Origin of the sequence: Candidatus Tisiphia endosymbiont of Hybos culiciformis, assembly GCF_964030975.1 — a bacterium.
Taxonomy (GTDB): domain Bacteria; phylum Pseudomonadota; class Alphaproteobacteria; order Rickettsiales; family Rickettsiaceae; genus Tisiphia.
This window is the reverse complement of sequence record NZ_CAXIQH010000001.1, coordinates 1,335,578-1,354,991: the sequence shown is the minus strand read 5'-3', so window position 1 is coordinate 1,354,991 and position 19,414 is coordinate 1,335,578. Positions and strand designations below refer to the sequence as shown.

General features: G+C 34.0%; 22 protein-coding genes. 14 read left to right on the top strand and 8 right to left on the bottom strand.

The genetic code is table 11. The features are described 5' to 3' along the window. Positions 1–97: 97 nt before the first annotated feature. Positions 98–961, bottom strand: coding sequence for a DUF1189 family protein (locus ACQH2P_RS07300; protein WP_425363629.1), 864 nt, complete (start codon positions 959–961; stop codon positions 98–100). Between the two features lie 73 nt (positions 962–1,034). Here ACQH2P_RS07300 and ACQH2P_RS07295 point away from each other — a divergent pair, with 73 nt between their 5' ends. Further along, positions 1,035–3,122: a transketolase family protein gene (locus tag ACQH2P_RS07295; RefSeq protein ID WP_425363628.1), complete on the top strand. Its 2,088-nt coding sequence runs from the start codon at positions 1,035–1,037 to the stop codon at positions 3,120–3,122. Next, positions 3,046–3,204 (top strand): hypothetical protein, encoded by a 159-nt coding sequence (locus ACQH2P_RS07290; protein WP_425363627.1) that lies wholly within the window; start codon positions 3,046–3,048, stop codon positions 3,202–3,204. The genes ACQH2P_RS07295 and ACQH2P_RS07290 overlap by 77 nt, the downstream gene beginning before the upstream one ends. A gap of 99 nt (positions 3,205–3,303) precedes the next feature. Here ACQH2P_RS07290 and ACQH2P_RS07285 read toward each other — a convergent pair whose 3' ends face one another. From ACQH2P_RS07285 to hslV, 3 genes are all read right to left on the bottom strand, one after another. Then, positions 3,304–4,824 carry a YifB family Mg chelatase-like AAA ATPase gene (locus ACQH2P_RS07285; protein WP_425363626.1) on the bottom strand — a complete coding sequence of 507 codons (1,521 nt, stop codon included), beginning with the start codon at positions 4,822–4,824 and terminating at the stop codon, positions 3,304–3,306. Continuing rightward, on the bottom strand, positions 4,825–6,135 hold the full coding sequence (gene hslU, locus ACQH2P_RS07280; RefSeq protein WP_425364131.1) for an ATP-dependent protease ATPase subunit HslU: 1,311 nt from the start codon (positions 6,133–6,135) through the stop codon (positions 4,825–4,827). It abuts the gene before it with no gap. A 71-nt stretch (positions 6,136–6,206) separates the two neighbouring features. Continuing rightward, the gene (gene hslV / locus ACQH2P_RS07275; protein ID WP_425363625.1) at positions 6,207–6,752 is read right to left on the bottom strand and encodes an ATP-dependent protease subunit HslV; all 546 of its coding nucleotides are present in this window, start codon (positions 6,750–6,752) and stop codon (positions 6,207–6,209) included. 90 nt (positions 6,753–6,842) lie between these two features. Between hslV and ACQH2P_RS07270 the strand changes: the two genes are divergently transcribed. The 7 genes from ACQH2P_RS07270 (at position 6,843) to ACQH2P_RS07240 (ending at position 11,457) form a co-directional block, all read left to right on the top strand. Next, a complete protein-coding gene (locus tag ACQH2P_RS07270) occupies positions 6,843–7,202 on the top strand; it encodes a DUF2628 domain-containing protein (RefSeq protein ID WP_425363624.1) in 360 nt (119 codons plus the stop codon). A 119-nt stretch (positions 7,203–7,321) separates the two neighbouring features. Next, a complete protein-coding gene (locus ACQH2P_RS07265) occupies positions 7,322–7,444 on the top strand; it encodes a hypothetical protein (RefSeq protein WP_425362939.1) in 123 nt (40 codons plus the stop codon). Between the two features lie 89 nt (positions 7,445–7,533). Further along, the gene (locus tag ACQH2P_RS07260) at positions 7,534–7,884 is read left to right on the top strand and encodes an HIT domain-containing protein (RefSeq protein ID WP_425364130.1); all 351 of its coding nucleotides are present in this window, start codon (positions 7,534–7,536) and stop codon (positions 7,882–7,884) included. Positions 7,885–7,948: 64 nt separating this feature from the next. Continuing rightward, complete coding sequence (locus ACQH2P_RS07255) at positions 7,949–8,158, top strand: hypothetical protein (protein ID WP_425363623.1); 210 nt, start codon at positions 7,949–7,951, stop codon at positions 8,156–8,158. Between the two features lie 27 nt (positions 8,159–8,185). Next, on the top strand, positions 8,186–9,211 hold the full coding sequence (gene asd, locus ACQH2P_RS07250; protein WP_425363622.1) for an aspartate-semialdehyde dehydrogenase: 1,026 nt from the start codon (positions 8,186–8,188) through the stop codon (positions 9,209–9,211). A 602-nt stretch (positions 9,212–9,813) separates the two neighbouring features. Then, the gene (locus ACQH2P_RS07245; protein ID WP_425363621.1) at positions 9,814–10,266 is read left to right on the top strand and encodes a 23S rRNA (pseudouridine(1915)-N(3))-methyltransferase RlmH; all 453 of its coding nucleotides are present in this window, start codon (positions 9,814–9,816) and stop codon (positions 10,264–10,266) included. 246 nt (positions 10,267–10,512) lie between these two features. Continuing rightward, complete coding sequence (locus tag ACQH2P_RS07240) at positions 10,513–11,457, top strand: LD-carboxypeptidase (protein WP_425364129.1); 945 nt, start codon at positions 10,513–10,515, stop codon at positions 11,455–11,457. A gap of 6 nt (positions 11,458–11,463) precedes the next feature. On the opposite strand, the gene ygfZ is transcribed toward ACQH2P_RS07240, so the two are convergent. Further along, complete coding sequence (gene ygfZ, locus ACQH2P_RS07235; protein WP_425363620.1) at positions 11,464–12,267, bottom strand: CAF17-like 4Fe-4S cluster assembly/insertion protein YgfZ; 804 nt, start codon at positions 12,265–12,267, stop codon at positions 11,464–11,466. Positions 12,268–12,400: 133 nt separating this feature from the next. Between ygfZ and ACQH2P_RS07230 the strand changes: the two genes are divergently transcribed. Further along, a complete protein-coding gene (locus ACQH2P_RS07230; RefSeq protein ID WP_425364128.1) occupies positions 12,401–13,204 on the top strand; it encodes an RMD1 family protein in 804 nt (267 codons plus the stop codon). Between the two features lie 117 nt (positions 13,205–13,321). Next, positions 13,322–13,957, top strand: coding sequence for an HD domain-containing protein (locus ACQH2P_RS07225; RefSeq protein ID WP_425363619.1), 636 nt, complete (start codon positions 13,322–13,324; stop codon positions 13,955–13,957). Positions 13,958–14,199: 242 nt separating this feature from the next. Here ACQH2P_RS07225 and ACQH2P_RS07220 read toward each other — a convergent pair whose 3' ends face one another. Both ACQH2P_RS07220 and tsaB read right to left on the bottom strand, forming a co-directional pair. After that, a complete protein-coding gene (locus ACQH2P_RS07220) occupies positions 14,200–15,516 on the bottom strand; it encodes an MFS transporter (RefSeq protein ID WP_425363618.1) in 1,317 nt (438 codons plus the stop codon). Positions 15,517–15,755: 239 nt separating this feature from the next. Beyond that, the gene (gene tsaB / locus ACQH2P_RS07215) at positions 15,756–16,448 is read right to left on the bottom strand and encodes a tRNA (adenosine(37)-N6)-threonylcarbamoyltransferase complex dimerization subunit type 1 TsaB (RefSeq protein ID WP_425363617.1); all 693 of its coding nucleotides are present in this window, start codon (positions 16,446–16,448) and stop codon (positions 15,756–15,758) included. A 250-nt stretch (positions 16,449–16,698) separates the two neighbouring features. On the opposite strand from tsaB, the gene ACQH2P_RS07210 reads away from it, so the two are divergent. Next, the gene (locus ACQH2P_RS07210) at positions 16,699–18,249 is read left to right on the top strand and encodes a phosphomannomutase/phosphoglucomutase (protein WP_425363616.1); all 1,551 of its coding nucleotides are present in this window, start codon (positions 16,699–16,701) and stop codon (positions 18,247–18,249) included. Between the two features lie 141 nt (positions 18,250–18,390). On the opposite strand, the gene ACQH2P_RS07205 is transcribed toward ACQH2P_RS07210, so the two are convergent. After that, positions 18,391–18,642, bottom strand: a complete 252-nt coding sequence (locus tag ACQH2P_RS07205; RefSeq protein WP_425363615.1) for a hypothetical protein — start codon at positions 18,640–18,642, stop codon at positions 18,391–18,393. Positions 18,643–18,911: 269 nt separating this feature from the next. On the opposite strand from ACQH2P_RS07205, the gene ACQH2P_RS07200 reads away from it, so the two are divergent. Continuing rightward, positions 18,912–19,145, top strand: coding sequence for a hypothetical protein (locus ACQH2P_RS07200; RefSeq protein ID WP_425362589.1), 234 nt, complete (start codon positions 18,912–18,914; stop codon positions 19,143–19,145). Between the two features lie 30 nt (positions 19,146–19,175). Further along, positions 19,176–19,409, top strand: a complete 234-nt coding sequence (locus tag ACQH2P_RS07195) for a hypothetical protein (protein ID WP_425362621.1) — start codon at positions 19,176–19,178, stop codon at positions 19,407–19,409. Positions 19,410–19,414: the final 5 nt, after the last annotated feature.

The following is a 19,414-nucleotide window of genomic DNA, read 5'->3' as shown; positions in this document are numbered from 1 at the left end:
ATTTTGTATTGTATAAACAAGTATATATAATACCTTATATTTTACAAGAATTCTTTGTTTTCTCTACGAACTTGCGTATATTACCCCCCTTCCCTATTTACTTCTTGCTTCGTATTTGCAACATTGCTAAAAGCAGTAACAAACTAGTAAACATCTGTATACAAAATATAATACTACTAAATTCTGGTAAGAATATAACTATCATAGGTTGTAATAAAATTGCCACGCCACTTGAAAACAGGGTTATCCTAATACAGGTTTGCCAAGAGGATTTAGGACCAAAATAGTTAGTTAATAAATATACTAATATGATAATAAAGCTTTTTTCAAATAAAATTGTTACAAAACGAAAGGCTACTATTATAGGCATTAGAATGTAAATAAATATCTTCGGGGCTTGTATTAGGGTTTTGGCAAAATGCTTTTTAATAACTTCTTCAGTGAGAATCTTTTGATCAGCAGTAAATAGTTTAGAATATCCTATACTAAATATACTCTTTTTCTTATCGGTTATTTCTATTGTAGTAAGGGTTATATTATTACTACTAAATAGGATAGGAATTTTAAGTTTTTCACTATAAGATAATTGATTTTTTGAGTCTATAACTGCAAGTTTATTACCATCTTCATCGAGTAAATATATAGGATCATCCTGATCAACTAAAATTTTAGTGCCATCATAATAGATTTCCGGTAACTGTTTTAATATATAGTCAATAGTTATGGTGCTTTTTGTTAAACGATTTTCAGTAAAATAATCGGTGAGAAGTAACAAATAATTAAAGATAACAATACAATAAACCAATGAGGATATAAAAGACACAGTAAATATATACTTAATACCGTATCCTTTATATGATTTATAAACATCTTGGTAGAAATTTACTGAACTAATTGATAACCATAATTGATGCAATAAAGTAGCAAACCATGAAAAAACGGATAATAGTTTTGTTGTCATAATCTCTATTTTGAAGTAGATTTATAAAAAAATTTTATCACTATCTTTTAACACAAAATTAATATTTATTATAATGAAGTTTAATAAAATCCCGAAATATTCAAAAGAATATTGTAAATTAAGTGATTGTATTAGAGTTTTAGCAAGTGATAGCATAGAGTATGCCAAATCAGGACATCCGGGTATGGTACTTGGCATGGCAGATGTCATGACCATGTTAGTATTTAATTTTCTAAAATTCAATCCTAGTGATCCAACTTGGTTTGACCGTGATCGCCTAGTTCTATCGGCTGGGCATGGTTCGATGTTGCTTTATAGTTTTTATTATTTAACAAATTATAAAAATTTTCACCTAGAAGATTTAAAACAATTTCGGAAATTACACTCAAAAACTCCTGGACATCCAGAATATGGGGCATATGAAGCTATTGAGGCTACTACCGGTCCTTTAGGTCAAGGGTTTGGCACTTCGGTGGGTATGGCGATTGCCCAGAAAAAATATCAACAAAAATTGGGCAAAGAGCTTAGTGTACATAAAATTTACTGTATAATTGGAGATGGATGCCTAATGGAAGGTATCAGCTATGAAGCCGCTTCTTTAGCTGGGCATTTATGCCTGAATAACTTAATAGTTTTATTTGATGATAATAAAATCTCCATCGACGGTTCTACCGACCTTACCGTATCTGAAAACCATCTGCAAAAATTTGCTGCCATGGGATGGAATACCGACTCAATTGATGGACATGATTTTGAGCAAATTAATGCCAGCCTAATTAAGGCACAAAATTCTGATAAGCCCTACTTCATTGCCTGCCGTACTTTAATTGGTAAAGGCTCTATTAACAAGGTAAATTCAAATGTTGCCCATGGCTCACCACTTGGCAAAGATGAGGTTAAACTTCTTAAAGAAAATTTAGGCTTTAATGATGAGGAGTTTAGTATACCAAAAGAATTAAAAGATATCTGGAGTACGGCTTGGTTAAGAAATCAAGCGAGTTATAATAATTGGCAGGAGAATTTTGCTGATATAAGTCAAGAGCAAAAAGCTTATTTGAATAAAGCTAATATAGATTGTTCTTTTCTTGATAATAGCCCTATTCCAGAAAAAGATGAAGCAACCCGTTATTCATCTGGTAGAGTTATAGAGTATTTAAGCAAACTATCAGATAAAATTATTTTTGGCTCAGCTGATTTATCATTATCCAATAATATCAAAAATACTGTTAGTAAGGTAATTAATAAAGATGATTTTAGTGGCAATTACATCCATTATGGTGTTCGCGAGAATGTTATGGGAGCTATCATGAATGGGCTAGCACTATCAGGATTCTTACCTGTAGGAGCTACTTTTTTAGTCTTTTCTGATTATATGAAACCAACTATGCGGCTCTCTTCTATTATGCAACAACAAGTGATCTATATCATGACTCACGATTCAATTGGTGTGGGAGAAGATGGCCCTACTCACCAACCAATTGAGCATCTAGCCTCCTTTCGAAGCTTACCAAATATGATGGTATTACGCCCAGCAGACTACCTTGAAACTGCTGAGTCTTGGCGAATTGCCTTATCTAATAAAGATGGTCCTTCTGTTCTTGCTTTAACCAGACAACCAGTATCTCAAATAGTTAGCCGAATAACTTCACAAAATTCATGCTCTAAAGGTGGCTATATATTATCAGGGAATGATCAACAACCTGATATATTACAGATTCCCGCCTACGCGGGAATGACATCAACGAGGGAGAGGTCAATGGGAATGACATCAACAACAGGAGTAACACCAATAGTAGACGTTGCTATCTTTGCCACGGGTTCTGAGTTGTCAATTGCCTTAGAGGTAAAAGATATACTAAGCAAAAATGGATTTAGTGTAAATGTGATTTCAATGTTATGTTTTGAGTTATTTTTTAAACAGCCTCGTAGCTATATCCAAAATATCCTGTCCAATGCCAAATTAAAAGTTGCTATAGAAGCTGCAAGTAGCTTTGGTTGGCATCGAATCATCGGAGAAAACGGCATGTTCTTTGGCATGGAACAATTTGGTCTATCTGCTCCCTCTAGTGATTTATACTCATATTTTGGCCTTACTGCCTCAAATATCTCCGAAAAGATTATGGCAAAAATTAAGGAGATTAGCGTGGGTTGTCATTCTTAGCAACGGCGGGAATCTAGATACCTGCTTTCGCAAGGTTAACACAAAGTTTGTATCACCTAATTCAATAGGTTTCACTATATAATTATGCGGGAATGACGAGAAAGCACTGGAATGACACCTTACAATTGCTTCATCGTAGCAATTCTACTCCTCTCGCTAATAGATGGTTATATTCTCCTTCTTATAGATTATTATCCATTTTTCTATAGTTTAATGCTTCGGCAATATGTATCTTGTAGACATTGCGAGAACCTTCTAAATCCGCTATAGTTCTTGCAACTCGTAAGATTCTATTATATGCCCGCATTGATATACGAAATTTGGTAGCAGCTTCATTAAGTAAATCTTTTCCATCATCCACTGGTAGTGCATATTCGATAAGCAACTGCCCGTCCAAGCGGTTATTTGTTTTGATATTATATCCTTCATATCTAGTTTGTTGAATGTTGCGAGCCATTTCAACCCTATTGGCTATTTGTTTAGATACTTCTTCTGTATCATCTCCTATTAAACTATAATTATATGAGTCGATAGAACCGACATTTATATGTAAATCAAATCGATCCATGATCGGACCGGAAATACGCATCTGATAATCACTTCCACATTTTGGAGCTTTTGAACATGCTTTTTGTGGATCACTTAAATAACCACATTTACAAGGATTCATTGCTGCTATTAGCTGAAAGTTAGCTGGATATTTAATGTGTGAATTTGATCTAGCAATTAATATTTCTCCGGTTTCAATTGGTTGTCTTAAAGACTCGATAACATTGGGTGGAAATTCTGGTAATTCGTCTAAAAACAACACCCCATTATGGGCTAATGAAATCTCACCAGGCTTTACTCTTTTACCAACACCGCCACCGACCATTGCTGCTATCGAGCATGAATGGTGGGGAGCGCGAAAAGGTCTGACCCTTGACAGTTTGCCATTGGCTAACTTGCCCGCAACGCTTGCTATAGTACTGCACTCTAATATTTCCTCGGGTCGCATTTTGGGTAATATGCCAGGTATACATTGTGCCAACATCGATTTCCCAGTACCAGGTGGACCAAACATTAATAGATTATGGCTACCTGAAGCAGCTATTTCTAAAGCCCGCTTGGCTGTTTTCTGCCCTTTAATTTCCTTAAAGTCAGGGTAATTTATTATGCTATTGTCAATTTCTAATTCTGGTGATGATAATATTTGCAATCCTTTAAAATGGTTAACTAACTCTATTAAATTACCTGCCACCAAAATATTATTATTGCCAGACCATGCAGCTTCCTGACCATTATGTTTTGAACAAATTAGCCCTTTATTTCTAGCTGAAGCACCAATAGCAGCAGGTAATGCTCCACTGACCGGTAAAATAGAACCATCTAAAGATAATTCTCCTATTACCAGATATTCTTGCATTTCCTCAGCTGGTAAAATTTTCATACTACTAAGTATGGCACAAGCAATAGCAAGGTCAAAATGACTACCCTCCTTAACCAAATCAGCTGGAGCTAAATTTATAAGTATTTTCTTGGCAGGTAGAGCAAGCCCTATGGAAGATAAGGCTGCTCTAACCCTTTCTTTAGACTCACCAATGGTTTTATCCGCCAACCCTACTATAGTAAAATTAGGTATACCTGGCGATATCTGTACTTGCACATCGACATCAATAATGTCTATACCACTAAAGGTTAAGCTACCAAGATGAACTATCATTTACAAAATAAATTTTACTAAATCCAGATTTTTGATAATTTTTGATAATTGCTGGTCGACAAAATGCTCATCCATAACTACCTTCTTTTCTTTCATATCACTTGCATTAAAACTTATCTCCTCTAATAAATTTTCTAAAATAGTATGTAATCTTCTTGCTCCAATATCTTCAATTTCTAAATTAACTTTTGCTGCATAAGTAGCAATTTTATCTATTGCATTATCGGTAAATTTTAATTCTACCCCTTCGGTAGCAATTAAGGCTGAATATTGTTTTATCAAACTTGATTCTGGTTCAACCAAGATTTTCACCATATCTTCCTTAGTGAGTGAGCTTAGCTCTACTCTAATAGGTAGCCTTCCTTGCAATTCAGGCAATAAATCAGATGGTTTTGATAAATGAAAAGCACCTGATGCTATAAATAATATATGGGCAGTTTCCACAGGGCCATATTTGGTATTAACTGTTGTACCCTCAATAATAGGTAATAAATCTCTCTGTACTCCCTCTCTACTAATCTCTGAGCTTTTCCCCTCAGGTCTTGAGGTGATTTTATCAATTTCATCCAAAAATACTATACCATCATTTTGTACTAGCACTAATGCATCTTGAGTAATTTTTTCTTGATCGATCAATTTATCTGACTCTTCAGCCGAAATAGTTAACATAGCATCTTTAACTAGCATTTTCTTATTTTTGGTTTTACTAGTACCGATAGCTTTGCTGATCATATCAGAAACATTTAACACACCCATAGCAGCTCCTGGCATACCAGGAATTTCAAAGTTACTACCAAATAAGCTACCTGAATCTGTTATACTGATCTCAATTTCAGTATTATCAATCTCACCTTTTTCAAGTTTAAGACGGAATTTCTCTCTAGTCTCAACTGATGCCGACTTGCCAACTAAAGCATCCAATATTCTTTCTACAGCTTTTAAAGTTGCATTAGCAATAACTTCTTTTTTAGCGTTAGCCTTTTGGGTATTAACAGCTATTTCCACTAAATCTCGTATTATCGACTCAACGTCTCGTCCGACATATCCTACTTCAGTAAATTTGGTGGCTTCTATTTTAAGAAAAGGTGAGCCGCTAAGCTTAGCAAGCCGCCTAGCGATTTCAGTTTTACCTACACCAGTTGGTCCAATCATTAAAATATTTTTTGGAACGATCTCTTGACGAAGTGGTTCGGCTACATTTCTACGCCTACAGCGATTTCGCAAAGCGATCGCAACAGCTTTTTTAGCCTTATATTGCCCGACAATGAATCTATCAAGTTCAGCTACGATTTTAGAGGGAGTTAATCCCATAGATTTAGCGGAAGTTAATTCCACAGATTTAGAGGGAGTTAATCCCACAGATTTCTTTTTAATACTAGTACTCATATAACTTTTTCTAAAATAATATTATGATTAGAGAAAACACAGATGTCAGCTGCAATATGCATTGATTTTAAAGCAATTTCCTCGGCAGTTAGGTTATTATCAAAAGACATTAAACCCCTACTACTTGCCAGTGCATATAATCCACCAGAACCAATGGCAGCAGCATTACCATCAGGTTCAACTACATCACCATTACCAGTTAAAATTAATATATTTTTTTGATCTGCAACAATCATCATTGCTTCAAGCTTACGTAAATATTTATCACTACGCCACTCTTTTGCCAGTTCTACTGCACTTCTGACTAATTGGTATGAATATTTTTCTAGCTTTAACTCTAGTTTTTCAAATAAAGTTAGAGCATCTGCCGTAGATCCAGCAAAACCAGCAATAATACTATTATTGTACATGGTTCTTAGTTTTTTTGCTGTGGATTTTAAAATTGTATTACCAAGGGAGACCTGGCCATCAGCGGCAATTACAACCTCTCCGCCTTTTCTTAAGCACAGTATAGTAGTCCCGTGTAATGAGTTATCTGACATAAATAATCTTTTAAATATTGATGTTTATCTGTTTGTTTATTATTATAGTTTTTAAGTAATCATTCAGTATCATAATTACAAGATTCCATTATGAATATTTATTCAATATATGTTAATCCTCAAAAAAAAGATAATGATTTTATCATTATCAAGCAGGGCTTTTCATTATCTGCTGCATTTTTTAATATGTTTTGGGCATTATATCACAGAATGTGGATAGCACTAATCATTACTTTAATAGTAAGTATAGCTATATCAAGTTTAGGTTTTGCTTATTTTACTTTTGCCAGTCGAGTAGCTATTATGTTAATATTTGGTTTTTTTGCTGCTGATATGAGAGAATATGATTTGCAACAAAAAAAATACCAACTTGCAGAGATAATATTAGCAAAATCTGCAATAGAAGCTGAATTAAAATTTTTAAAACACTTAGTGGTCGATAGAAATTAGAGTATAGTGTTATTTATAGCTATACTTCCGTCATTGCAAGGAGCCACTTTGTGGCAGTAAAGCAATTTTGTTTTGTGTCATACCTGCGAAAGCAGGTATAGTTATGCCTATAGGATTAGGTGATAAAGAACATAACTATTGTAAGTTGTCATTCCCGCGTAGGCGGGAATCTAGATACCTGCTTTCGCAGGTATGACACAAAGTTTGTATCACCTAATTCAATAGGTTTCACTATATCTTAGATTCCCGCCTACGCGGGAATGACATCGGTGAGTTTGGCATAATTTAGTAGGATTAGCTATAAGCAATATTAATTATGAGTATAATGAATATGTATGACAAGAACAACGTTTTTGCAAAAATTATTGGCAAGAACCTGCCAGCAGAAATAATATATGAAGATGAAAATTTAATAGCATTTAATGATATAAATCCTGTAGCTCCAGTACATGTAATAGCTATACCTAAAAAGGAGTATGTTGACTATAGTGATTTTATCCTTAAAGCTTCTGGCGATGAAGTTAAAGATTATTTTACCAAGTTATCTTATATTGCGTCTCTAGTGGGTTTAGAGCAAGATGGCTACCGTTTAATTACCAATAAAGGCGAGAGATCGGGACAAAGTGTGTTTCATTTTCACTTCCATATTATTGGTGGAAAAACTATTTCTAAGTTGATATAGGTTAAAAACTATAGCTAACAATTCGTCATTGCGAGACCACATATAGTTATGCTCATAGGATTAGGTGATAAAGAACATAACGATTGTAAGTTGTCATTCCCGCGAAGGCGGGAATCTAGATACCTGCTTTCGCAGGTATGACACAAAGTTTGTATCACCTAATTCAATAGGTTTCACTATAGTGGTCGTGGCAATCCATAAAGGTAACCAAAGATGGATTGCTTCGTCGACCTACGGTCTTCTCGCAATGACGTTGACCACATACAACTTTTAAAGGATAAAACAATTAAATTAAGTAAATATGACAAAAAAATATAATATCGCAGTGATTGGTGCAACAGGTAATGTTGGACGGGAAACTTTAGAGATTTTGTTTGAAAGAAATTTTCCAATTAATAATATCCACGCTATAGCTTCGAGTGAATCTATAGGTAAAGAGGTTAGTTTTGGGGATGGTACTATAAAAACATTTGATATAGATAATGTAGATTTTAGCAAAATCGACATTGCTTTTTTCTCAGCTGGATCAGAAATATCAAAAAAATATGTACCCAAGGCTGTAGAACAAGGCTGTATAGTTATCGATAAATCATCGTTTTTTAGACTTGACCCCAATATTCCTTTGATAGTTCCAGAAGCGAATCTAGCCAACCTAAAAGATTATACTATTAAAAATATTATAGCTAATCCGAATTGTTGCACTACTCCTATAGCTACCGCGTTAAAGCCTTTGGATAATGCTGTAAAGATTAAGAGAATGGTTATATCGACCTATCAGTCAGCTTCAGGAGCAGGCAAGAAGGGAATGGAAGAGCTTTACGAGCAAACCAAGGCAAAATATGTTTTTAATGACATCGCTCCTAAAGTCTTTCCTCAACAAATAGCTTTTAATTTATTCCCACATATAGGTGATTTTAATAAAGATGGTTCTACTAGTGAAGAATCTAAGATTGCTTTGGAATTAGAAAAAATTATAGGCTCGCATGCTAAAGCTAGCGTAACTTGCGTCAGAGTGCCGGTGTTTGTTGGGCATGCTATTTCAGTTAATGTTGAATTTAGTGGGGCAATAGATGCTGAAGAAGTAAAAGAGATTCTTAAAGAATCAGATTCCATAGAGGTTAATTGTCATTTGGATGTAATACAATATGTTACTCCCAAAGATGTGGTAGGTACGGATCTTGTCTATGTCTCAAGAATTAGACAGGATCATAGTCAGAAAAATACCATTAATTTATGGATTACAGCCGATAATTTACGTAAAGGAGCAGCTTTAAATGCTGTACACATTGCTGAAGAGTTAATAAAGGGATATTTGTCGAATAAGTAGACTTTATAGCTAATCCATTATAGGTTCTAAATTCTCCGTCATTGCAAGGAAGACCGCAGGTCAACGAAGCAATTGCAAGTTATCATTCTTGCACTCTCTGTCATTCTTAGCAACGGCGGGAATCTAGATCCCGCACCGAAGCAGGGATGACACAAAACAGGATTGCTTCGTCGCTACTAAAGTAGCTCCTCGCAATGACGTATGGGTAAAAGTACTTCTGTCATTGCGAGGGAGCCACTTTAGTGGCGACGAAGCAATCCAAAAAATGATTAGAAATGGATTGCCACTACACTCACGTGGTCTCGCAATGACGTCTTGTACTTTTCTGCAATTTTTAAATTGCCATAGGGGTTAAATAAGTAAAATAAATTGTGGATAAGTTTGTGGGTAAATAAAAAATAATTATTCTGGATAACCCGTGCCAAGGTTAGTTTTATGTCTTATTAACAGCCAGATATGTTGCCATAATTGCTTAAAGTATAGATTAAATCTCGTTAACATCTTAATTAAAAATATATAAAAAGTCAATATAATTTTCTAACTTTTACTTAGTGCATAACTTTTATGATGTATAATTAAATTAATTAATCAATAATAAAATAATGAGACAAATACAAATAATTTCCGTTGGAAAACTTAATAATTATTATCAGCCAATTGCCAAAGATTATCAGAAATTGATAAAATATAATATAAAATCTACAGAGATTTGTTATTCAAAAAAATTACCAGCTGAACAAATTAAACAATTTGAAGGTAAATTAATTAACGAACTTTTAGAAGAAAAATCCTGTAAAATAGTACTAAATATCATTGGTCAGAGTTATAATAGCCATGAATTTACAAAATTAATAGCAAATAATTTGCAATCAGGCAAAAATATACAATTTATTATTGGCGGAGCATTCGGTTTAGATAAGTCTATTATTGAACAAGCAAATATCAATCTTAGCCTTTCAAAAATGACTATGCCCCATCAAATGGCAAAAATAATATTATTAGAACAAATATATCGGACTCAGACCATAATAGAAAACCATCCATATCATAAATAGGAAACTTCGATGAAATTCAACAATTATCTTTTGCGTACTAATATAGCTAACTCGAATAGTATTACTCCGTCATTGCGAGGAGGCATGAGCCGACGAAGCAATCCATTTCTAATCACTTTTATGGATTGCTTCGTCGCTACTAAAGTAGCTCCTCGCAATGACGTCAGTTTGCTATGCACGCTGCTCCGCATCGTCTCGACTATTCGGCTCCTAACAATTCGTACAATCTTCCTACCGGTTATTTTTATGTTATTATCAGCATTCTCCAGTTCAGATTTTAACAAGAATAATGCAGAATTTATTAGTTTATTGAAAGATACAAAAATTACTGTTGTTGCTCCCGCCTCGGGGGGAAGTAATGAATTATTATCTAATTTGAGAAATATTGCTTCGTTAAAACTAAATATTCCAAATGATTGTTTTACAGGAAAAAGCTTATTCCATTCTGCCGATGACCAGACAAGGTTATTATGTTTGGAAAAGACGCTAACTGATCAATCAGATAACATAATATGGACTCTGCGTGGGGGATATGGTTCAGCAAAATTGATTCCTGACTTACAACGCTTAAAGAAACCGATAAAGGAGAAGTTTTTTATAGGATTTAGTGATATGACAGCCTTACATATTTTCTTGTCGCAAGAATGGGGGTGGAAGACAATACATGGTAATGGCATCATTGAAATACTTAATCCAACTAAAGATCGTCAGAATTTTATAAAAATAGCAAAAATAATTTCTGGTAAAGAAACTCAAGCTAAAATTAAAGGATTATCAGCCCTTAACCTTGCGGCAAAATCCAGTAAAATCGTTACAGGTAACCTTACGGGTGGTAATCTAACCATTGTACAAACATCTATAGGTACATCATGGCAGATAAAAACAGCCGATAAGATACTTTTTTTAGAAGATGTTTATATAAAACCATACCAACTAGATCGTATCTTGTATCATTTAAAACAAGCAGGACTGTTAGATCGAATAAATGCTATAATATTTGGAGCTTGTGGAAATGATAATGAGACCATCATTACTACTCTTACTGATTTTGCCGCTACCTTAAAAATTCCAGTATTTAAGACTAATAGATTTGGTCACGAACGAGTTAATGATCCAATTATTTACAACACTAATACAAAAATTATTCTTACGGATGGCAAGCAATTTGAATTAATAATGCAATGCCGTTAAGTAACATCAACAACGCCAAGGTGGAACAGCCAAAGAAACGGATAAGTCTTTTACAGTAATAACTGTATTTTGTAACGAATAATAGTCGTCCACCCTAATTAAAGCTATTGCCATATTTTGATAAGTTGAACATACTGTACCAATTTTTTTATTATTGGCAATAATCTCATCATCTTTCGACATATCTAAATTGTCTGTATTAATGGATAATTTAAATATTTTCTTTCTTACAACTCCTTGGTATTTTGTTCTGGAAATAACTTCCTGTCCAATATAACAACCTTTAGTATAACTTATAGCATTTAACTCTTCAGCACCATATTCGATCGGAATAGATCTGTTGGCATTTAAATCCCCATAGCCATCAACTATGGCAAAATTATATTTATCTTGCTGATATAAGCCTTCTATTTCGGTGGGTGTTAAAAAATCATCTTTATTAACAATGGAACGGAAACCAAGCTGGTCATAGCGGGGGTCTTGGTAGCTATTAAATTGCAATTGTTGCTTTGAGTAAATAACCTGATAGGCGTTAGTTAAGTCATTCACTTCAATTTTAGCACGTAACTTGTACTGCACTAAGTGATTTTTAAATAAATCAGACTGATTAATATTTATATCAATAAAAAACCTTGTTGCCGATAGTTTCAATACAAAAAAATCAAATAAATACCTTCCTTGATTATTTAGAGCATAAGTGTAACAATAATCGTTATTTTTTATATCATTAGTTGTCAAATTATGCAAAAAATTCATCGCATCATTACCAGCAACCTCAATGATTGCTCTATTTGTTAATATTTCATACATAACTACTAACTATTACATTTTAATTGACTTTATAACTTTTATAACTACTATACTACACTGACGCAACAATTGTTTGCTATAAATTATTTATTATATGAGATGCACTTCCTATTGTACAACTTCTGAATATGAGATGAACGATTTAGTAATAAACCTCAATAATATCGGTCTTGAACCTAAATATTTCGATGATGTACTATATATTCAAAAAGAACAAAGAGAAAATTCAAATCCTATCGATGTTTTCTTCTTCCCTTTCGGCTGTGTTACTATATGGGGAGCTCAAGAAAGCCAAGAAAAAATGCTCCTTGCAGAAATAGTAGCTCTTAAAACTAATCAAAGTGACGAGCTAATTTCTGACTTTATTTATTTCGATTATGATGAAATTACCGGTAAAACATTTATAGATGAAGAAAAAAACCAAATCATCCTTGCTGATAAATCAACTTTCATAAAGTTGTCTATCTCGCATGCCTTGGCTCAGTCAGTTAAGCTTAGTGTGCTAGAAAAATCGGTCAGTAATTTAATTGTAAAAACTACCCCAATTCAACAAGAACTAGCCAGTACTGGCAGCGTATCTCTATCAAAAAAAGAAATATCTCAACAAATTGGTATATTATTTAACGAACGATATTCGATTAATTTACACAGCGATATATTAGATACTCCTGAATTCTTCTGGCGTCGCCCTAGTTACGAACCTTTATACTTAATGACCGCAGAGTTCCAAGATATTCAAATTCGTCAGAATATTCTCAACAATCGACTAAATATGATCCATGAACTCTATAACATTTTGTCAAATGACTTAAACTATAAACACTCCACTAGACTTGAATGGATCATTATAATGTTGATTACTATAGAGGTTGTCTTATCCCTTGCTCATGATAATCTCTTTTTCAAAATAATTTCTTATCTTCTAGATAAAATTTAAGATTCCAGAGGAAATAATTTATAAGGTATAAGTAAAAAATATATAATAAACACTTAGTGTTAACTTATTTTTGAGTTATAATATATAAAGTATAATTCAAATAACAGGACAAATTCCATGAAAAATCTTGTTCAGCAGTCAAAATATGAAAATTGTCAATATGTTGATAAGTTACTGAATAAACTAACTCAACTGAACCAACAAGTAAACCAACCACTAGATATTAATGAGATTAGAAGAGGTATCTATTACGCAAGAAAATATCATGGTAGCCAAATGCGACAATCTGGTGCCCCATATTATTCCCATCCAATAGAAGTAGCATACATGGTGGCTGAATATACAGCACAAGAAATGCCACAATATTTCAGGACTGATATGATCATTACCAGCTTACTGCATGATACTATTGAAGATACAATCCTTACTGAAGATATGATCGCTAGGGTTTTTGGTAAGCAAATTGCCAACCAAGTAGTAGATTTAACTAGGCTTAAATCCTATGGGAAGATCAGCTCAGCAGAAACATTAGATTTATTATATAACCAAAAGAAATATGATGTTTTATTGATTAAGTTATTTGACCGACTTCATAATATGCAAACTATTGGATATAAATCCCCAGAAAAAATTAAGAAGATAGTTGATGAAACATTACAAAGTTTTTTAGCTGTATGTACTTATTTGGGTCATGTAAAGTTGGAGAACCATTTGTATGAATTATGCTATAATTCTGTATGTGAAGAAATATAACCCGATTAGCATTTAGCCATAGTAATACTTCCGTCATTGCGAAGAGCTACTTTAGTAGCGACGAAGTAATCCATTTTTGTGTCATCCCTGCGGCAGGGTTCTAGATTCCCTCGGAGGCGGGAATGACAACTTACAATTACTTTGTTCGGGCTTTAAGTCTCCTCGTTAATAGACATTTAGGAACTTATAACAATATCAAGAACTTATTCGGGTTATAACACAAACGAGCTAGAAATTCTTTATTAAACATTGCGTAATTTCTCTAATCTTTCAAAATGACGTAAGCCAAACCAATATGCCACAAGGAATGGTACAAATAATATTACTATTCCCCAATTATCAAAATGATCTATTAAATAAATTAGTCCAAAAGATGTGGCAATAAACATTATTGCCCGTACCACAGCGAATGAGATACTGACACATCTAAAACGTTTAAACACCGGAAACTGCTTATAAAATATTGGGGTCGCTGGAAATACCCTTGGTCCAAATATCACTACAAATAACTGTAATAATAATAAATGGACAGAAGATTGAATATTATTCAATAAATATGGCAAAAATATAATAGTACTAGCAAAAATTACTAATCGTGTCTTTGAAATTTTTAGTGGACATATCTTATAACTTAAATAAGTATATGCAATACCAATAAGTAGATATGCTATTGCAATAATCAAGTTATGAGCAATAATTTGCTGAGAATTATAATTTAAGATAGTTCTAAGTATAGCACTACAATGCACATATAGAAAATAAAAACAAATTGGTCCAGTAGACTCAATTGATAAATAAGCTAATATAGTTTTTACATTAACCTTTTCATTTAACATTTGTTGATTAGTAATATCCTTTTTCTCTAAACCAAAAGTTTTAAGTTTATTTAGCAATCTTTTGGTTGCATCAGCAAATTCTGGAGTTTCTCTAAGCCTCGTTCTTGCCACAGCTCCCACCAGAGCAATCACTGCACCAAATAAAAAAGCATATTGCCATTTAAATCTATATGAAGTAACAAGCGTTGCAACACCTAAAGCAAATACTGCACCCAGATCAGCAAATATTGCAATAAAACCAACAACAGGATATTGCATCGGTGGTTTGGTTATTTCCATTAAATATAATTCAGCCCCTACTACTTCTCCTAAGGATGACATGCCTTGCACTATCCGACAAATAGTGATTAATACTGAAGCGGTAATACCAATTTGAGCATAAGTAGGCAAACTAAACATCACCAAACAAGAACATGCCATCATAAAAGTTGTGACAACTACCGTAGCTTTGCGACCTACTTTGTCACCTATCCAGCCAAATAGCACCGCACCAATTGGTCGAAAAACAAAAGTAGCACAGAAGGCAAAAGCTGACAAAAGAGTAGCAGTGTGTGGATCAGTTTGGGGAAAAAATAACTCATTCAACAATACCGCCATATGTACATAGAGCATCAGGTCAAAATACTCTAAAAATGTCCCGATTGACAGCAACCCAACAGCTTCTTTTTGCTCCCTGGTTAAATTTCTTTGTTTCCCTTGATACACTAGTCCAGTAGAAATCATAATATTTACTCCATAAGTAAGGCTAGCTATAGCTAACCCGATTAGCATTTAACTATAAAACTGGCGTCATTGCAAGTAGGCGTAAGCCGACGAAGCAATCCATTTTTGTGTCATCCCTGCGTAGGCATGGTTCTAGATTCCCGCCTACGCGGGAATGACATCTTACAATTGCTTCGTCGCTACTAAAGTAGCTCCTCGCAATGACGTTTGTAAATTTGGCGTAATGTTAGTCGAGTTAGCTAACTCTGTTTAATCTTCACATCAGCTAGTCTAATATATAACGGTTCGATAGAGTTAGAAAAATTATATTTTTTAGCTATTTTATCAACTATGTATTGACATATATGCCATGCCTTAACTCTAGTGAAACGCGGTAAAATTATTACATTTTCTAAATCCTTAATCTTGTCGTATATCATCCCTATCCCACTACCAGCACAAACCTTAATAGTATTATCTTCTATATTTAATAACTGAATGGCTTGGTCATAATCTAGCAGTAAAGGAATAGATGCCTGTCCATCTTGGTCAAAAACTTGGCTATATAATTGTCCTCTATAGGCATTGAGAAAAATAAAAAATTTAAAAGTAACATTTTTATTATAGTTACTTACTTGCCTACTAGCTCTCCACCAGGAATACTCAAAATTAGATATAGTGGTACCTATTATATTTGTACTTAGCAAAATGCCTTTTGCCACTGACAACCCTACCCTAATACCTGTAAAACTGCCTGGACCATTTGTAACGGCTAGGTAATTTAAATCATGGTAAGAAAGCTTTGCTATCCTCAGAGCTTCTTCAATCATTGGCACTATTGTTTCAGCCTGCATGGAGGGTCTTAAATCCTCAATATAGGCTAGAATAATTTTATCTTCAGAAATCGCAACAGATGCACTATTATTTACCGTATCAAATGCTAAAATTTTCATTTATAGTAATCAATTATCTACTCACTTTACGCAGGACAGTTTGAAAGTCATAAGAAAACATCAACGTCATTGCGAGGAGGTCATAAGACCGACGAAGCAATCCAAAAAGTGATTAGAATTGGATTGCTTCGTTGCCACTAAAGTGGCTCCTCGCAATAACGCCTTATACTTTCTGCAATTTTAAATTACCATGAGTTGTGCGTAAAGTAAATTATTTAAAAGATTCGAATATACCTAAATTATAATGACAATGGAAATAAATAGAACAATTTTTAGGTTATACGATATTCGTGGAAGCAGTCTGCTAGATATTAATACAACTATTGCTTATAAAATTGGATTTTGTTTTACCAAACTGAATATATCTAAACAAGGAAACAAAATATTTGTAGGACGTGATGGTAGATTAAGCTCCCCTGCCCTTTACCATGCTTTGGTTAATGGAATTATCTCAGCTGGTGGACAGGTTATCTCAATAGGAGTCACCCCCTCCCCTGTTTTATATTTTGCTGACAAAATATTTAAGCCCCAAGCTAGTATAATGATCACGGGATCACATAATCCTAAAGATGATAATGGTTTTAAAATGTTATCACAAGGAAAGTCTTTTTTCGATCAACAAATACAGCATTTACTAAATAGCATTCTAAGCACTGATTGGTCTAGCCTCGATTGTTCTATAGTTGACCCGACTAACATTACACCAAATTCACAAACGTCTATTAGCGAGGAGCCGACTTTAGTAGCGACGAAGCAATCCAGAAAAGTGATTAGAAATGGATTGCTTCGTCGGCTCACACCTCCTCGCAATGACGCCAGTTTACTATGGCTAAATGCTAATCGGGTTAGCTATAATGTACAAGAATTGAATATCACCGATCAATACATAGACAGGATTTTACAAGAAATAACTATATATCCTAAAATAAAAGTAGCCTGGGATCCTTCTAACGGTGCAGCTGGAAATATTACTGACTTATTAGCATTAAGGTTACCTAACGAAAATATCGTTATAAATTCAGAAATTGATGGTAATTTTCCTAATCATCATCCAGATCCTACTATTGCCAAGAATCTAGAACAACTAATAGGAGTAGTTAGAACCCAGAATTGTGATATTGGTATTGCATTTGATGGGGATGCAGATCGTATAGCTATTATCAGTAAGAAAGGACGAATAATTTTAGGTGATCAGATACTCTGTATATTAGCAAAAGATGTAATTGATCAAAACCCACATGCAACTATTATCATGGATATTAAATCAAGTAGTGCCATATTTAATCAGATTAAGTCATATGGAGGAAGACCGATAATGTGGAAAACAGGTCATTCCTTTATTAAAGATAAGATGCAAACAACTAGGGCATTACTTGGCGGAGAAACCAGTGGTCATATATTTTTTGCTGATAAATATTATGGATATGATGATGCAATTTATGCTGCTCTACGGTTTCTTGATTTACTATCAAGATCAGACAAGACTTTAGACGACATGATAGATGAGCTACCTAAATGTTATAGCACCCCTGAAATTAGCGTTCCGGTACCAGATGACCTCAAATTTGATATTATTCAGCAAATAAAAGAGGATTTAATCAGCAAAAATATCGCCTTCAACGATATTGATGGCATAAGGATTGACTCACCAATTGACTCTAATGCCTGGTGGTTACTCCGAGCCTCTAACACCGAAGCCAAAATTATTGCTCGATATGAATCAGATAGCTTAGAAGGACTGAATAGTATAAAGTCCGAGCTTTCATCTTTACTAGCTAAATATGGGGTGAAGTTAGGCTAATGGTATATGGCTAACCCGATTAGTATTTGTAAATTTGTGTCATTGCGAGGAGCTACTTCAGTAGCGACGAAGCAATCCAGGAAAGTGGTTAGAAATGGATTGCTTCATGACCTAAATACCACACCTCGCTAACAGACGCGTTCATTCCCCTGAGTTGTTGTCAATTGACTCTGCACCAATTATACTTACAGCTAGACCAAGCTCTGTTAACTCACTAATATTTTCAGCATTAAGAAGATTAATAGATACATCAATTATTGCTTGCGTATCATTTCTTAACGAAATTCCCCGCCCCAAAAATGTTACTGCTCCTCCTCCAGAAACTTGTATCGAGTGTATCTGTTGCAGCTCTTCTGAATAATTAGGTGTACTAATTTGTCTATTTTCTGCCATAAATAAATACCTGTTTTCATATTATAACATACCCAAGCACTATACTTGACTATTGCCATGCATATAATACATTTCATAATACAACGCAAGAAGTTTTGTATACTTGCAGCAAAACTGCATAACTCTATTAAATTTTTTTGGTAGTATGAATTTATTTTATAAATTTGGGTTCCTACTATGCAAATATCACCGATTAGTAAAAAAACTGGTTGAAAAACTATCAGTTATACTATAACATTTCAATTATTAAACGTAATGAATGAATCAAAATGAAAAAGCCAAAAGTAGCGACCTTAAGTGCTGAGGAACGAGAAGAACTAATACAACATATTAAGGCAAGTTCATTAACAGGAGATGATCAGCAAGCGGTGATAGAACTTGTGAAATTTTGTAACGAACTAATAGACAAGCTAGCATCATCAAACATCAGTATAAATAAGCTTAAGGAGATGATGATTGGTTTTAAGGCAGATAACAAAAAAAAGATAGTTCAGATTCATTAAAAGAACCACCGAGTGAATCTGATAATAAGAATGGTGGTAATGAAGAAGAGTACGATGAGTCCAAGAAGAGAGATCGCAGTAATTGGCAAGGTAAATATGGATTTGATGATTATCAGGATGCGAATACCAGCTATTTATCTCCTGAGAATTTTTGTAGTGGTGATAGCTGTCCTCACTGTGATAATGGTAAACTCTATAATAGTGAAGCTAGAAAATTGCTACAATTTACAGGTAATGCTCCAATTACAGTCAACAGATATGTAAAGAAA

Bases quoted from the DNA above. Each gene is read 5' to 3' on its own strand.
- ACQH2P_RS07260 (WP_425364130.1), top strand. From the start codon at position 7,534: ATGTATGACAAGAACAACGTTTTTGCAAAAATTATTGGCAAGAACCTG.
- ACQH2P_RS07270 (WP_425363624.1), top strand. From the start codon at position 6,843: ATGAATATTTATTCAATATATGTTAATCCTCAAAAAAAAGATAATGAT.
- ACQH2P_RS07240 (WP_425364129.1), top strand. From the start codon at position 10,513: ATGTTATTATCAGCATTCTCCAGTTCAGATTTTAACAAGAATAATGCA.
- asd (WP_425363622.1), top strand. From the start codon at position 8,186: ATGACAAAAAAATATAATATCGCAGTGATTGGTGCAACAGGTAATGTT.
- ACQH2P_RS07200 (WP_425362589.1), top strand. From the start codon at position 18,912: ATGAAAAAGCCAAAAGTAGCGACCTTAAGTGCTGAGGAACGAGAAGAA.
- hslV (WP_425363625.1), bottom strand. From the start codon at position 6,752: ATGTCAGATAACTCATTACACGGGACTACTATACTGTGCTTAAGAAAA.
- ACQH2P_RS07210 (WP_425363616.1), top strand. From the start codon at position 16,699: ATGGAAATAAATAGAACAATTTTTAGGTTATACGATATTCGTGGAAGC.
- ACQH2P_RS07195 (WP_425362621.1), top strand. From the start codon at position 19,176: ATGGTGGTAATGAAGAAGAGTACGATGAGTCCAAGAAGAGAGATCGCA.
- ACQH2P_RS07245 (WP_425363621.1), top strand. From the start codon at position 9,814: ATGAGACAAATACAAATAATTTCCGTTGGAAAACTTAATAATTATTAT.
- hslU (WP_425364131.1), bottom strand. From the start codon at position 6,135: ATGGGATTAACTCCCTCTAAAATCGTAGCTGAACTTGATAGATTCATT.
- tsaB (WP_425363617.1), bottom strand. From the start codon at position 16,448: ATGAAAATTTTAGCATTTGATACGGTAAATAATAGTGCATCTGTTGCG.
- ACQH2P_RS07285 (WP_425363626.1), bottom strand. From the start codon at position 4,824: ATGATAGTTCATCTTGGTAGCTTAACCTTTAGTGGTATAGACATTATT.
- ACQH2P_RS07225 (WP_425363619.1), top strand. From the start codon at position 13,322: ATGAAAAATCTTGTTCAGCAGTCAAAATATGAAAATTGTCAATATGTT.
- ACQH2P_RS07205 (WP_425363615.1), bottom strand. From the start codon at position 18,642: ATGGCAGAAAATAGACAAATTAGTACACCTAATTATTCAGAAGAGCTG.
- ACQH2P_RS07220 (WP_425363618.1), bottom strand. From the start codon at position 15,516: ATGATTTCTACTGGACTAGTGTATCAAGGGAAACAAAGAAATTTAACC.
- ACQH2P_RS07300 (WP_425363629.1), bottom strand. From the start codon at position 961: ATGACAACAAAACTATTATCCGTTTTTTCATGGTTTGCTACTTTATTG.
- ygfZ (WP_425363620.1), bottom strand. From the start codon at position 12,267: ATGTATGAAATATTAACAAATAGAGCAATCATTGAGGTTGCTGGTAAT.
- ACQH2P_RS07230 (WP_425364128.1), top strand. From the start codon at position 12,401: ATGAACGATTTAGTAATAAACCTCAATAATATCGGTCTTGAACCTAAA.
- ACQH2P_RS07295 (WP_425363628.1), top strand. From the start codon at position 1,035: ATGAAGTTTAATAAAATCCCGAAATATTCAAAAGAATATTGTAAATTA.